The organism is Paenarthrobacter sp. NPDC058040 (assembly GCF_042885775.1).
GTDB lineage: Bacteria > Actinomycetota > Actinomycetes > Actinomycetales > Micrococcaceae > Arthrobacter.
On sequence record NZ_JBHVRN010000001.1, the window covers coordinates 24,492 to 37,217 of the forward strand.

At 62.1% G+C, this 12,726-nt stretch carries 15 protein-coding genes; 8 read left to right on the forward strand and 7 right to left on the reverse strand.

Features of this window, described 5'->3' with window-relative positions; all coding sequences use genetic code 11:
* Positions 1–64 precede the first annotated feature (64 nt).
* Positions 65–487, reverse strand: coding sequence for a hypothetical protein (locus ACFVSJ_RS00080; protein ID WP_387432908.1), 423 nt, complete (start codon positions 485–487; stop codon positions 65–67).
* Between the two features lie 72 nt (positions 488–559).
* On the opposite strand from ACFVSJ_RS00080, the gene ACFVSJ_RS00085 reads away from it, so the two are divergent.
* The 4 genes from ACFVSJ_RS00085 to ACFVSJ_RS00100 all read left to right on the forward strand — a co-directional run bounded on the left by ACFVSJ_RS00085 (position 560) and on the right by ACFVSJ_RS00100 (position 4,035).
* Entirely contained in the window at positions 560–1,522 is a 963-nt protein-coding gene (locus ACFVSJ_RS00085; RefSeq protein WP_387432910.1) for a hypothetical protein, read from the forward strand.
* On the forward strand, positions 1,515–2,255 hold the full coding sequence (locus tag ACFVSJ_RS00090; protein ID WP_387432912.1) for an ABC transporter ATP-binding protein: 741 nt from the start codon (positions 1,515–1,517) through the stop codon (positions 2,253–2,255). The genes ACFVSJ_RS00085 and ACFVSJ_RS00090 overlap by 8 nt, the downstream gene beginning before the upstream one ends.
* On the forward strand, positions 2,243–3,409 hold the full coding sequence (locus ACFVSJ_RS00095) for an ABC transporter permease (protein WP_387432914.1): 1,167 nt from the start codon (positions 2,243–2,245) through the stop codon (positions 3,407–3,409). Before ACFVSJ_RS00090 ends, ACFVSJ_RS00095 begins: the two co-directional genes overlap by 13 nt.
* Positions 3,410–3,603: 194 nt before the next feature.
* Positions 3,604–4,035 carry a CBS domain-containing protein gene (locus ACFVSJ_RS00100; protein ID WP_387432917.1) on the forward strand — a complete coding sequence of 144 codons (432 nt, stop codon included), beginning with the start codon at positions 3,604–3,606 and terminating at the stop codon, positions 4,033–4,035.
* Positions 4,036–4,080: 45 nt separating this feature from the next.
* On the opposite strand, the gene ACFVSJ_RS00105 is transcribed toward ACFVSJ_RS00100, so the two are convergent.
* Positions 4,081–4,377: a hypothetical protein gene (locus ACFVSJ_RS00105; protein WP_387432919.1), complete on the reverse strand. Its 297-nt coding sequence runs from the start codon at positions 4,375–4,377 to the stop codon at positions 4,081–4,083.
* An 80-nt stretch (positions 4,378–4,457) separates the two neighbouring features.
* Here ACFVSJ_RS00105 and ACFVSJ_RS00110 point away from each other — a divergent pair, with 80 nt between their 5' ends.
* Entirely contained in the window at positions 4,458–6,908 is a 2,451-nt protein-coding gene (locus tag ACFVSJ_RS00110; protein ID WP_387432922.1) for a Tex family protein, read from the forward strand.
* A gap of 25 nt (positions 6,909–6,933) precedes the next feature.
* Here ACFVSJ_RS00110 and ACFVSJ_RS00115 read toward each other — a convergent pair whose 3' ends face one another.
* From ACFVSJ_RS00115 to ACFVSJ_RS00125, 3 genes are read right to left on the reverse strand one after another with little or no spacing between them, the layout of a single operon-like run.
* Entirely contained in the window at positions 6,934–7,953 is a 1,020-nt protein-coding gene (locus ACFVSJ_RS00115) for an alpha/beta hydrolase (protein WP_387432923.1), read from the reverse strand.
* Entirely contained in the window at positions 7,950–8,342 is a 393-nt protein-coding gene (locus ACFVSJ_RS00120) for a DUF1622 domain-containing protein (RefSeq protein ID WP_387432924.1), read from the reverse strand. Before ACFVSJ_RS00120 ends, ACFVSJ_RS00115 begins: the two co-directional genes overlap by 4 nt.
* Positions 8,343–8,356: 14 nt before the next feature.
* Positions 8,357–9,256 carry an MSMEG_6728 family protein gene (locus ACFVSJ_RS00125; protein WP_387432927.1) on the reverse strand — a complete coding sequence of 300 codons (900 nt, stop codon included), beginning with the start codon at positions 9,254–9,256 and terminating at the stop codon, positions 8,357–8,359.
* Positions 9,257–9,339: 83 nt separating this feature from the next.
* On the opposite strand from ACFVSJ_RS00125, the gene ACFVSJ_RS00130 reads away from it, so the two are divergent.
* The 3 genes from ACFVSJ_RS00130 to ACFVSJ_RS00140 all read left to right on the forward strand — a co-directional run bounded on the left by ACFVSJ_RS00130 (position 9,340) and on the right by ACFVSJ_RS00140 (position 11,700).
* Positions 9,340–10,371 carry an adenosine deaminase gene (locus tag ACFVSJ_RS00130; protein WP_387432929.1) on the forward strand — a complete coding sequence of 344 codons (1,032 nt, stop codon included), beginning with the start codon at positions 9,340–9,342 and terminating at the stop codon, positions 10,369–10,371.
* Between the two features lie 147 nt (positions 10,372–10,518).
* Entirely contained in the window at positions 10,519–11,322 is an 804-nt protein-coding gene (locus tag ACFVSJ_RS00135) for a hypothetical protein (protein WP_385665551.1), read from the forward strand.
* Between the two features lie 93 nt (positions 11,323–11,415).
* Positions 11,416–11,700 (forward strand): acylphosphatase, encoded by a 285-nt coding sequence (locus ACFVSJ_RS00140; protein WP_387432931.1) that lies wholly within the window; start codon positions 11,416–11,418, stop codon positions 11,698–11,700.
* Here the strand turns inward: ACFVSJ_RS00140 and ACFVSJ_RS00145 are convergent.
* Both ACFVSJ_RS00145 and ACFVSJ_RS00150 read right to left on the reverse strand, forming a co-directional pair.
* Entirely contained in the window at positions 11,697–11,822 is a 126-nt protein-coding gene (locus ACFVSJ_RS00145; RefSeq protein WP_387432934.1) for a hypothetical protein, read from the reverse strand. The genes ACFVSJ_RS00140 and ACFVSJ_RS00145 overlap by 4 nt on opposite strands.
* 11 nt (positions 11,823–11,833) lie before the next feature.
* Positions 11,834–12,712, reverse strand: a complete 879-nt coding sequence (locus ACFVSJ_RS00150) for a PfkB family carbohydrate kinase (protein WP_387432937.1) — start codon at positions 12,710–12,712, stop codon at positions 11,834–11,836.
* Positions 12,713–12,726 lie beyond the last annotated feature (14 nt).

Consider the following 12,726-nt stretch of genomic DNA (forward strand, 5'->3'; position numbering starts at 1 on the left):
GTGGAAGGGCGGCAGCTCTCCGCTGAAAGGATCGAATACTCATTCTTGGCTGTTCCCATGCGATCTAGAGGAAGAGGACTGCGTAGAAGGGCATGGCCCCGCCGTTGCCGCAGCCGGCCCCAAGCCCGCGTGCATTGGTCGAGTAATAAGATGCCGGCAGGTTTGAACCGGTACCACCCGCCTGCATGAACCACCTGGTTCCGGGACCGAAATATCTAAGCGAATTGGAGACTTGATAGCCGCCGCTGCTATCACGCAGGCCGATGTCGATGTACCCGCCGCAGCTAGCCATGGATGTCATGTTCCAATTGGCGTCGCCAAGATTGTGCCATCTCACCGTTTGGAATTGATAAAGAGTTCCACTCTCATTGACCGTGCCTGAAGTGTTGTAGTAAACAGTGCCTGCTTGAGCCGGAAGTAAGGTTCCTGTGATAAAAGCAAGAGTCGCGCCGATTATGGATCCAACACGAAAGATTGACTTGCCCATATGTCCCCCCGCAAAAGTTGAGCGATTCACAGCATGCTTAGTAGCTGACAACTTCAAGAAGATTGTTAGCGCATGACAACTCGAACGATAATTGCCTATCAGATCGTTGTCAAACGACCAATGCTTGTGATTTATCCGAGGTTGATGGACTATGCTTTCTGGCGACAACGGTATTTGAGCCGCGGGGTGAATAAATTGAAGGTTCAATTTTTTATGCGCAGTAAGAGGGCCGCTGGTTGCTTAGCTGTGTTCGGATTCATGGTGCTGTCTTCAGGCTGCTCCAGCCCACAGGCAACGCAAATCGACGGTGCAGGGCAGGGGTCGACGGACCTACAAGCCGTCGTCGTAAAACGTTCGGACGTCACGCCTGTGATGTCGTTGAATGCGACAGTGGCTAGCTCGGTGTCGTATGAGATAACTTCTCCGACAAGCGGAAAAATCAGTCAGCATCCGAACGGGATGATGTCTGTTGTAGATGACTCCGGCACATCGCATCCCATCAAGGTTCCCGCTCTAACGATGAACCTGGTGAGTATTGTGCCCGAAGGTGCCACTGTAGCCCGGGGATTACCGGTGGCCACCGGCACCTATTCCGGGTTCGTTATTGCGGCCCCCGTGGCGGGCGCTGATCTCCTCCGATTGCAGGAAACCCCGGTATCTGCCAGAGCCCAAATCAGCGGTGGGGCTGAACCTTTTGAATGCCAGCTACTGGATCCCATAGCGAGCGGTTCACCTGACTCGAAGGAAGATCTCCGTAAGCTGTATTGCGTCGTCCCCAACGAACAGCCTGCGATCAACGCATTGACCGGGATCTTGGCTGTGAGGTTTCCGACCACCATCGATGCGCTTGTTCTGCCCGTAGAGGCGGTCGAAGGATCAGTTTCCTCGGGGCTGGTCCACGTCAGGAGCGGCCATTCGCTTGAAGACCGACGTGTGAAGCTCGGCGCGACCGATGGCGTGCAAATCGTCGTCACAGAAGGATTGAAGGAGGGCGAGGTCGTGGAGATTCCCCACACGACCGCCCTCCATGGATAGAAGCGACGCAATCCTTGAAGTACAAAACGGATCCAAGTCCATTTCGGGTCACCGGAATCTACTCGACGGCATCAGCCTAACGGTGGAACCCGGCGATTCCGTAGCCCTGGTTGGCAAATCGGGATCAGGAAAGAGTACGTTGCTGTCGATCCTGGGGCTGCTCGACGACTTCGACGGCGGGAGCTATCATCTGCTCGGCCGTGATACGTCAACACTTCGCCAACGCGGTCGAGATGTCCTACGTGGATCAGCCATCGGCTTCGTTTTCCAGAGATTTTCCCTCATTCCACACCTGTCAGCGTTGGAAAACGTCATGGCACCGCTGAGGCACGACTCTGGGACTTCGGAACGGGAAAAGCGGTTCCGTGCCCACAGGAACCTTGAACTTGTCGAAATGGATCAACTGGTACAGCGACTGCCTCGTACCCTCTCTGGGGGCGAACAGCAGCGAGTGGCCATCGCCAGGGCACTCATACGATCACCCCGCCTCATTCTTGCTGATGAACCAACCGGATCGCTTGACGCCGAAACGGGCGAAACGGTGATGAATCAGCTGTTGGGCTTAGGTACTCACGAGGGACGTGGCCTAGTTGTTGTGACGCACGACAATGAAATAGCCTGCCGCACCAGTAGGACTGTTGAGTTGCATCGTGGCAAATTGATTGGTCAACCTCACCGTAAGCAGCTTGTGGGCCCCTTCTTAACGACGTCGGGGACGACGTGCTCCGGATAGCATGGCAAGGAGTTAGGGGTTTTCCAGTCAGGGGTCTCTTGACCGCTCTCAGTCTTACGGTGGGAATCGTCGGGTTGGTGTCTATCTATTCCGCATCGGCAACTATCCAAGCGACCGTCGAACAAAAGGCACTTCTGTCAGGTGGGAAGACGGCAACCTTTGACGCAGCGGGGCTAACGGGGAATGCTGACCTGAATCGTGGCCTGACAGTCACAGATCAACTTCGTAGATCGCTCGGCACTGATGCCAAAGTAGTGCGGCTGGCGTCTTCCCCCGCAATCAGCCTGGACAGCAACGGAAAGCGGATCGACGCGGAGATCGTATTTGCGCAACCCTCCGCGGGACCTATCCGCGACTTTCCAGTCGTTGAGGGCGCCTGGCTGTCCGAGGTGGAAGGTCGGACTCGACTGCAAGTTGTGCTGAACCGGGCTGCGGCCCAGTCCGTGGGTACAAGTCCACGAATGGAAATTCACCTGCGCGTCCAGCAGGTGAGCGGCTCTTGGCCTGTCGACATCGCCGGCATCGTTGAGGACGGAAGTGTAAAGCCGGCCGTCTACGGGAACATCGCAGATCTCCCGATGCTGTTGGTCAACCAAGAGGGCACGATAAGCACTACTCTTGAAGCATCCGCTCCCGACCTAACAGCAGAGTCGTTCATTGCCCATCTCAAGTTCTTGGACGAGTTCAGCGCCAATCATGTGTCATGGACTGTAACCCGCCGTGACACCGTCGGCCAGCTACAGATGGAAGTGTCCGCAACGCGCTCAAGCTTTCTCACCGTAGGCACTCTGGGGGTACTGGCGACAGCCTTTGCCGTCGCAAATGTAGGCCTCAGCGCTCTTCGGGAACGATCATCCGAACTCTCCCTTCGTCGTGCCCTCGGGGCTCGACGCTGGCAGATTCCCTTCATCATGGTCCTTGAGTCACAGATAGTTGCTCTACTTGCTGGGACTTTCTCCATACCGCTGTCTCTCTTGGTCTACCCTGTAATCGCAAACCAATTTGGTGCTCCCTTCGGTGTCTCTGCACCTCCGTTCCCCTGGATCTCAGCGTGGGCCGGCCTCGCCCTTGGAATGCTGACAGCGTTTCTGGGAAGCATCGCTCCGGCCCTAAGAGCGCTCAAGATTCCGATCTCGACCATGATGAGGGAATAGGGCTAAGTCGAAAGAAGTCGGCTTAGTTGGAGTCGTTCCCAGCGCCAGAACGAGAATTTTCCCGTCGGAGCCCGCGGCGCTGGTCAGTGCCCACCACCCGGCGTAGTCTGGCTCCATCGGCGCCGGTGCCGAAAGGACCCCCAAGAGGACCCAAGGACCCCACGTCGATGACCCCAATCGATGAAGGAGGACCCATGAGTGTCGTACGTGAATTTATGACCACGAATGCCTGGTGTATCCCGGAAGACCAGACCCTCGAGGACGCCGCCCGCAAGATGAAGGAACTGGACTGCGGTTCGCTTCCCATCTGCGGCAATGATGGCAAGCTCTCCGGCGTCATCACCGACCGCGACATCGTGGTCAAATGCCTGGCCGAAGGCAAGGATGCCCGTGAAGTCCGCGCCAGCGAACTCGCCCAGGGCAAGCCCCATTGGATTGATGCGGACGCCAGCATCGATGAATGTATCCGCATGATGGAGGAACACCAGGTCCGCCGGCTTCCCGTCATCAGTGACCACAAATTCGTTGGCATCATCAGCCAAGGAGACATTGCCCGGAACTACGCCGAGGACCGCGTAGGCGAATTGGTGGAGCACATCTCCGCCAAGGAGCACATGGCCCACTAGCCCCCCAAGGGCTGCAGCGAAAGTCCAGCCGCCGCGAAGCGCTCCCTAAAGGAACGCCTCGCGGCCCGTCCCTTCACGCAACACCAGTTCGCCTTCCTCGATGGAGACGATCAGGCTCTTGGGTTTTCCCACGAGCTTCCTGGTTGCGCTGAGTTTCCGGCTGCTGACCTCAACCCCAACCGTGGCACCTTTCGCGGGGAGTTCCACCGTGATCTCGTCGGCCATGCCGAGCAACATCTTGGTGGAGACATCCCGCTCGGACACGGCTTCCTTGCCGTTGACGGTGACAGTCACGTCATCGGAAGCGAATCCGTCCTGGAGGATGATCAGCAGTTCCTGCATGGTCCAACTACAGCACTAACGGCGCCCCCGGCATAGGGCCGGACCTGAAAACTGTCAGCCACGTGAGGCAAACTGTCAGGGTGACCCAAAATCTTCAACACCAGTCAGCAGACTCTGCCATCCACCAACTCATCGCCAAGGAACTTGGCGTCCAGGCTTGGCAGGTCAAAGCCGCGGTGGAACTGCTCGACGGCGGATCCACTGTTCCCTTCATCGCCCGGTACCGCAAGGAAGCCACCGGGACGCTTGACGACACCCAGTTGCGCGACCTCGAGGAACGCCTGAGGTACCTGCGGGAACTGGAAGAACGCCGCAAGACCGTCCTGGAGGCGATCGCAGCGCAAGGCAAGCTGACTCCGGAACTGGAGGCCGCCGTCGTCGGGGCCGATACCAAGGCGAGGCTGGAGGACATCTACCTCCCCTTCAAATCCAAGCGCCGCACCAAAGCACAGATTGCCCGCGAAGCAGGGCTCGAACCGCTGGCAGACATCCTCCTGGCGAACCCGCAGCTCAACCCGGAAACGGAAGCGGCAAAGTACTTGAACGCGGAGCACTCCATCGAGGATGCAGCCTCGGCGCTCGCAGGGGCACGCGCCATCCTGGTGGAGCGGGTGGCGCAGGATCCGGACCTCGCAGAGGACCTTCGCGAGCGTCTGTGGAAGCAGGGGTCCATGGTTTCCCGGGTCAAGAAAGGCATGGAAGCCGAAGGCCAGAAGTTCAAGGACTACTTCGAGTTCACCCAGGTCCCGTCCGGCATGCCGTCGCACCGTGTGCTCGCGCTGCTGCGCGGCGAGAAGGACGGCGTCCTTGAGCTGGACCTCGCCGAAGCGGACCCGGCCGACGACGACGCCCTGGCCGCCGCCCGGACGCGTTACGAGAACGCTGTGGCCAAGTCCCTTGGGGTCGCCAACCAGGGCAGGCCCGCCGATGGGTGGCTCACTCAGACTGCCCAGCTCGCTTGGCGTGGGCGCATCCTGGACCGCCTCACCACGGACCTTCGTGGCCGCATGTTCGCCGACGCCGAAGACGAAGCCGTGCGTGTCTTTGCGGCCAACCTGCGCGATGTCCTGCTCGCTGCCCCTGCCGGGAACCGCTCGACGCTGGGCCTGGACCCGGGACTCCGCACGGGTGTGAAGGTGGCTGTGGTGGACGGCACCGGAAAGGTCGTAGCTACCGACACTATCTATCCGCACGCACCGGCCAGGAAGTGGGACGAAGCCCTTGCCACGCTCGGCAGCCTGGCCAGGCAGTACGGCGTGGAACTCGTGGCGATCGGCAACGGCACGGCTTCGCGGGAAACGGACAAGCTGGCTACCGAACTCATCAAGTCGCTCGATGCTGCCGGAGTGAAGGGTATCCAGAAGCTTGTGGTCTCCGAAGCCGGGGCATCTGTGTACTCGGCCTCCGCGCTGGCAGCCTCTGAACTGCCGGGCATGGATGTCTCCCTTCGCGGAGCAGTCTCCATTGCGCGCAGGCTCCAGGACCCCTTGGCCGAGCTGGTGAAGATCGAGCCCAGGTCCATCGGCGTGGGCCAGTACCAGCACGATGTCACTGCCGCGAAGCTGGACCGATCCCTGGATGCCGTGGTGGAAGACTGCGTGAACGCAGTGGGCGTGGACGTGAACACTGCGTCACCGGCATTGTTGAGCCGCGTGGCCGGTGTTGGTCCGCTGCTGAGCGAGAACATTGTGGCGTACAGGAATGAGAATGGCCCCTTCGGCAAGCGCAGCGATTTGAAGAAGGTCCCGCGCCTGGGCGCGAAGGCGTTCGAACAGTGCGCGGGCTTCCTCCGGATCACCGGGGGAGCTGAGCCTTTGGACGCTTCCAGTGTGCACCCGGAGGCGTACTCCGTTGCCCGCAAAATCCTGGTTGCCGCTGGTGGCGGTCCTGCCACGGCCTTGGACCCCCAAGCCTTCGTTGACGGCACGTTCGGCCTGCCCACCGTGAAGGACATCATGTCCGAACTCGAGAAGCCGGGCCGCGACCCGCGTCCTGCCTTCAAAGCCGCCTCGTTCTCTGAAGGCATCGAGAAGATCTCCGACCTCAAGCCCGGCATGATCCTGGAAGGCACGGTCACCAACGTGGCCGCGTTCGGTGCGTTCGTGGATGTTGGAGTGCACCAGGACGGGTTGGTCCACGTGTCCGCACTGTCCAACAAGTTCGTGTCAGATCCCCGCGAGATTGTGAAGTCCGGCCAGGTGGTCCGCGTGAAAGTCCTTGAGGCTGATCCCGAGCGGAAGCGCATCTCGCTCACGCTGCGCCTGGACGATGAACCCGGCACTGCCGGCGGACGCGGCGCAGGCGGCCGCGGTTCGGCCGGCCGCGATGGTGGCCAACGCGATGGTGGCCAGCGCGGCGACAGCCAGCGTGGACAAGGTCAGCGCAGTCAAGGCCGCGAAGGTCAGCGCGGCCAGGGTGATCGCCGCCAAAGCCAAGGCAACCCGCGCGGCGGCAACCCTCGTCAGGCCAGCCCGGCACCCGCTGACACAGCGATGGCTGAGGCCTTGAGAAGGGCAGGACTCGGCAAGTAACTCCACATTCGGCGGAGGCGGGGAGCTACAACCCCGTTGTCCGTGCTTCCCACTGCCCTGCATCCACGGGTTGCAGGGCAGTAGGAAGCCAGCGGCCGACTCGGGCGAACGCCTTGCGCCGGATGGCCTCGGGCGACAGGAAGATGTCGTGGAAAGCGTTCGGCAGCCGGCTCACCGTGACGGTGTCGGCCAGGGACAATGAACGGTGGGCCACGGCGTCAACGTTCAGTGCCACGTCAGCTGTCAGGGCGTCCGCGGACCACTTGGGCTGAAGGTAGCTCTTGTCCGAGAGCAGCACCAGCACGGGAATGTCGATGCCGAGGCCCGCAGCAACGGTCGCTTGGCCGCGGAACACCGCGTCCAGGAACGCCGGAGTGAGCGGAAAACCCCGGTCGGGCCGCCACTCAAGGTTGTACTCCCACTCGCCGTCCAGTGCCGCTGATACGGCGCGGGTGTAGATTCCGGGATCCACCGCAGGCAGGGGTGCCAACGGATGGAGTTTGGCGTGGAGCCCCATCAACGGAGCAATGGCACGCCGGCCGAGCTCGGTAGCTTGGAATTCCAGCCACGGGCTGTTGAGGATCAGCGCCGAGGCCATGCCGGGGTGACGATGAGCCCACAAGCTGAGGGTGAGGCCGCCCGTGGAGTGGCCCAGCAGAACCAGGGGTCGGTCCGTGCCGGGAACACCGGACCGGCCCATTGCTGCCAGAGCCGCCGCAATGTCCGCGTCGTAGTCGTACAGATTGCTGACAAAGCCCGGTACGAGCCCAGGCCGGAGGCTGCGTCCATAGTTGTGAAGGTCCAAGGCAAAGAAGCGCGCCCCGGCCCGGTGCCAGAATTCGGCAACATGGCGCTGGAAGAAGTAGTCCGACCAGCCGTGGACGTAGAGGACATCTGCATCGATATCCAGGCCGCCGGTCTCGTCCGACCATTGGGGACCTGAACCGTTGTACCGGACCAGGGTGGCGACAGAGCCGCCGTCGAGCTTTAGCGTTTGCTGTTCGAAGCCTTCACCAAGAAGGTCCGGTCCCCACGGCTGTGTCATGGATTAGACGCCAGCTTCCCACCGGCGTCGGGCTCTTTTTCCTTCTGCCAGGGCCATCGGCCGGTGATTTCCAGCTCCAGGGAGAAGCTGAGGAACGTCCTGATGAGCACGATGATGGCGAGGACGCCCACGCTCTCGAAAGTGGGCGTCACTGCGACTGTCCTGATGATGTCGGCGGCCACCAGGAGCTCAAGTCCCAACAGAATGGAGCGTCCCAGCAATTGCCGGTAGGCACGGTAAGGGGAAAAGGGAGCCAGTCCGTTGGCGCGCTTGGGCTGGTAACCCCGCAGGGCCAGTGGCAGGGAAACCACAGCACCCACCACCATCACTGCCACACCGGCAAAGTCCATGTAGCGGCCCACAACCTCGATGATGTGCTGGAAATCCATGGCCCTCCTGGCGGTTACGGTGCGGGTACGGGGAAGAACACCCGGGGATCCTGCAGCAGGGCCGGGTAGTCGAAAGCTGCGCGGTCGATCACGTCAGTGAGTTCGAAGTTGCGGGCGAAACGACCGTCAACGGTGATGGGCCGGCCCACGACCTTGCCGAGCGCGAAGATTCGGCCGTCCTCGAACGGGACCGCAATCTCTGTCTTGCCGGGGAGGACGTTGAACGCCTCTTCGGCTGCGGCCCGCTTGCGGGTGGGCTTCTTCTCAAGCTTGACCGGCCGCTTTTTCGGTGCTCCGAGATTGCGACGGGACTTCTCTTCCTGGTACACAAACTGGTACTCGTCCGGATCCGCGGCGGGCCGGGCTTTCCCGTGCGGCGGCAGGCTGACCGTGCTGAGGTCTTCAGGCCGGAGGTTCTCGACGGCGGACCGGATGATCCACAGGCGATCGTCCTCCGGGTCTTCGGGGTGGAATTCGTGCCGCGGCTCGGGCCAGATGTAGTCCAGCCGTTCTTCGGTGCCGGGGAACAACTGCTTGTAATGCTTGGGATCCTTGCCGATGAGCTTGGATCGGTGGGTCTGGTGCAGGTCCTCATCGCCCAGCCACCAGGGCATGACGATCCGGTCGGCGTAATCCGGGTGGGCTGCCTGCGGGGCGAACTCAGTGATGTTGGCGCGGGTGTTGTCCGGGTGTCCGCGCTTGATCCATTCGTCGGCCATCGCGAGGCCGTAGAGGGTGAGGGCGGGGACGTGGCCCATCCACATACGGACGGCCGGGTGGTTCTGCCATCCGTATTCGGGGATGACGAGTGCGCGGAGCACCTGGAGGGCTTCGACGCGCTGCTTGCCGAGCCTTGAGGTGTCCAGCGCAGCGGCGCTCTCACGGAAATCGGCGAAGGGGAGGAAAGTCTGCATCCCTTCAGTTTGGCGGTGCTGCGGCGCAGAACCAAGTTCAGTGCTCCGGGACACGCGAAGAGGATTCGGCCTAGAGTTGTCGGGTGGAAACTTTTGGCGAGAAAACGACGACGACGGCGCCCCCGGTTGCCGAACTGCACCTGCACATCGAAGGGACGCTGCAGCCCGAGCTGATCTTCTCCCTTGCCGAACGCAACGGCATCGAGCTGCCGTACGAGGACATCGAAGAGTTGCGCGAGAAGTACGAGTTCACGGATCTCCAGTCCTTCCTGGACCTCTACTACGCCAACATGGCCGTGCTGCAGACCGAGCAGGACTTCGCGGACATGACCCGCGACTACCTGAAGCGTGCTGCCGCCGGGGGCGTCCGCCACGCGGAGATCATGATGGATCCGCAGGCACACGTTTCGCGTGGAGTTGCCTTGGAGACCTGCGTCAACGGGGTGGCCAATGCGCTCGCCACGTCCGAGGAAGACTTCGGCGTCTCGACCCTCCTCATCGCAGCCTTCCTTCGCGACATGTCCGAGGATTCGGCTCTTGAAGTGCTGGACCAGCTCATCGCCATGCACGCACCAATCGTGGGTATTGGCTTGGACTCCGCAGAGGTGGGCAATCCGCCGTCGAAATTCGAGCGCCTGTACCAGCGCGCGACGGAAGCCGGGCTGCGCCGCATTGCGCACGCCGGCGAGGAAGGACCGGCGTCGTACATCACTGAGGCCCTGGACGTGCTGCATGTTGAACGCATCGATCACGGCATCCGCTGCATGGAGGACACGGATGTGGTCCAGCGCCTCGTATCCGAGCAGGTGCCGCTGACGGTCTGTCCGCTCTCCAACGTCCGTCTCCGCGCCGTGGACAAGCTCGAAGACCACCCGCTGCCGGAGATGCTGGCCATCGGACTCAACGTGTGCGTCAACTCGGACGACCCCGCCTACTTCGGCGGATACGTGGATGACAACTACCAGCACCTGGTCAAGGTCCACGGCTTCTCCGTGCCCGAGCAGGCCACGCTCGCGGCCAACTCCATCCGGTCTTCCTTTGCCAGCGACGAGCGGAAAAAGGTGTTGCTGGACGAAGTGACGGAGTGGGTCAAGGAGTCCGTTCCGCAGCAGTAATCAGGCCTCAGCCGAGACCCTGCGCTCACTTCGGGCGTCACGAATGTCACACTCGGTCACGACACACGGTGTTTACCTTTTGCAGTCGCCGGAATTAACAAATCATTGGCAAACTGCTGGGTGAGTATCCACCGTTGAAGGAGAAGCATGGGCGCGAGCACCGCCGAGAACACCAACCTTCGTCTGAAGGCCGTACTGGACATCCTGGCCGAAGGCGTGTGGTCCGGGGCCATGCTGAACGCCGGTGAAGTGCTGGCTGAGGCAACCGTCCGCGTGCCGTTCGACGCCCATGAAGCCGAACTGCTGAGCGGTGGCATTCCGCGCGGCCACAAGAACCTGACCACGGCCTCGGCCAAGCTGGTCAAAGCTGGCTGGCTGGTGAAGGGCCGCTCGGGCTGGACCATCCCGGATGATGGTCTGCGCGCGACCGTCGCCTTCCCGGACGTTTCGGCTTTCGCGGAAGCGCTCGACGCCGGCACTCCCGTCCCGGCCGACGTCGCCGTCCCGACTGCCCCGCCGGCCAAGCCCAAGGCCAAGCGGGCGGCAGCCCCGAAGAAGGCCGCCGCTGTGAAGGCCGAGCCCACCGCCAAGAAGGCCACCACCCGAAAGGCACCCGTCAAGAAGGCCGCTGCCCCCGCCGTCGAAACGCTGCCGCAGCCGGAAGCCGTTGCCATTGCGGGTGATTTCAACAAGCTCCTGGGTGCGGCCGAGGACTGGGCTCCGCAGTATGACGAGGCGCAGATGGAGTTCAACCCGCTGGTCCAGCTGTGGACTTTGACTGCAGAGTTGCCTGCCGGTTTCTACACCTACAAGATCGCCCTCAACCGCTCATGGGACGAGAACTACGGTGCGTTCGGCGCCCGCGATGGTGCCAACCACGAGCTGAACCACGACGGCGGCCCGGTCACCATCACATATAACAACGCCACACGGGACATCGTGGTGAGCTAGTTTTTCCGGCGCACGGATCCCGCCCTCGTCCGCTCAACCCAGCCTTGTACCTGGGGAGGGGCGTACGAGGGCGGGATTCGTTAAGGTGGGTCCATGGCTAGCGACGAGTGCAGGCTCACCGCGCGGATTTCCGGCGTAGTCCAAGGCGTAGGTTTCCGCTATTGGACGGCCCGTAAGGCAGACGAACTCCTGCTGACCGGAACGGTGCGGAACCGCTTCGATGGCTCTGTTGAACTGGTCGCTGAAGGGCCGCGCCCGGACGTCGACCACCTGTTGGACTGGCTCAACTCGTCCGGTGCACCCGGCCGTGTAGAGGACGTCGACTTCCAGGTTACGGATGCGACCGGGGAGTTCAACGACTTCCGGATTGTCGGTTAGGCCAAGTCAGCGGTCCCCGCGAACGTAGTCAGCTCGCTCTTGATGCGGGGGATAGCAGTGAAGTCCACCCGCGCGGTGTCCGCTGCTGTTTGGGTGTCTGGCTTAGGTTGCTTTTCCGTCATGTCCAGACATGCTAGCAAGTGAGACTGGCCGAAGAGCGCGACGCGTCGATGTAGTGCTGCAGCGGACGCAGGGCCGGCTGGGAGGAAGCATCTCTCACGGCGTCGGCTCCCACCGCGTTGGCCGCAGCCAGCGCATGGCCGTAGGGCAATCCGGATTGCAGCGCCAAGACCAGAGCCGCGCAGAAGGCGTCGCCGGCGCCGATGGTGTTGGCAACGTCCGTCACCGCAACGGCGGGAGCTTCCGCCACACGTTCGCCGTTCTTGAAGATCGCCGAGCCCTCGCCGCCGTACGTCACTGCCACCAACGGCGCGTTCTGCAGCTCAGGGATCAGCGCGTATTCCGTTTCGTTGACGATCACCAGGTCGCAGCGGTCCAGGAGCTCGGGCAGCAAAGGCGCGGCGGGTGCGGCATTCAGGGCGAAGAAGCCCTTGGCGCGGCGGGCAGTCTCCAGGACCACCTCTTGGTCGACTTCGAGTTGGCACAGCACGGCCTCGTCATCGTTGAAGGCAACACCTTCCACGGAGACCTGCCCGTTGGCGCCCGGGCAGACGACGATCTGGTTTTCGCCGTCGGAGTCCACCAGAACCAGCGCTGTACCGGTGGCGCCGTCGACGTGTGCGATGTCCGCAATGTCGACGCCGGCAGCCGCCATGGCTTCGAGCAGGGTTCGTCCCGCTTCATCCCGGCCGACGGCCCCGACCATGCGCGAAGAACCGGACAGCCGGGCTGCGGCGACAGCCTGGTTGGCGCCTTTTCCGCCGGGCTGCTGGCGGAGAACGCCGTCGCCTACGGTTTCGCCCGGGGAGGGGAGCCTGCGGGTGGTGGCCGTGATGTCGAGGTTGATGCTGCCCACGATGGTGAGGGCGGAATTGGGCATGGAAGAGCTCATGGGGGACCTACCTT

Bases quoted from the DNA above. Each gene is read 5' to 3' on its own strand.
- ACFVSJ_RS00085 (WP_387432910.1), top strand. From the start codon at position 560: ATGACAACTCGAACGATAATTGCCTATCAGATCGTTGTCAAACGACCA.
- ACFVSJ_RS00100 (WP_387432917.1), top strand. From the start codon at position 3,604: ATGAGTGTCGTACGTGAATTTATGACCACGAATGCCTGGTGTATCCCG.
- ACFVSJ_RS00150 (WP_387432937.1), bottom strand. From the start codon at position 12,712: ATGAGCTCTTCCATGCCCAATTCCGCCCTCACCATCGTGGGCAGCATC.
- ACFVSJ_RS00115 (WP_387432923.1), bottom strand. From the start codon at position 7,953: ATGACACAGCCGTGGGGACCGGACCTTCTTGGTGAAGGCTTCGAACAG.
- ACFVSJ_RS00120 (WP_387432924.1), bottom strand. From the start codon at position 8,342: ATGGATTTCCAGCACATCATCGAGGTTGTGGGCCGCTACATGGACTTT.
- ACFVSJ_RS00145 (WP_387432934.1), bottom strand. From the start codon at position 11,822: ATGACGGAAAAGCAACCTAAGCCAGACACCCAAACAGCAGCGGACACC.
- ACFVSJ_RS00135 (WP_385665551.1), top strand. From the start codon at position 10,519: ATGGGCGCGAGCACCGCCGAGAACACCAACCTTCGTCTGAAGGCCGTA.
- ACFVSJ_RS00125 (WP_387432927.1), bottom strand. From the start codon at position 9,256: ATGCAGACTTTCCTCCCCTTCGCCGATTTCCGTGAGAGCGCCGCTGCG.
- ACFVSJ_RS00105 (WP_387432919.1), bottom strand. From the start codon at position 4,377: ATGCAGGAACTGCTGATCATCCTCCAGGACGGATTCGCTTCCGATGAC.
- ACFVSJ_RS00080 (WP_387432908.1), bottom strand. From the start codon at position 487: ATGGGCAAGTCAATCTTTCGTGTTGGATCCATAATCGGCGCGACTCTT.
- ACFVSJ_RS00140 (WP_387432931.1), top strand. From the start codon at position 11,416: ATGGCTAGCGACGAGTGCAGGCTCACCGCGCGGATTTCCGGCGTAGTC.
- ACFVSJ_RS00090 (WP_387432912.1), top strand. From the start codon at position 1,515: ATGGATAGAAGCGACGCAATCCTTGAAGTACAAAACGGATCCAAGTCC.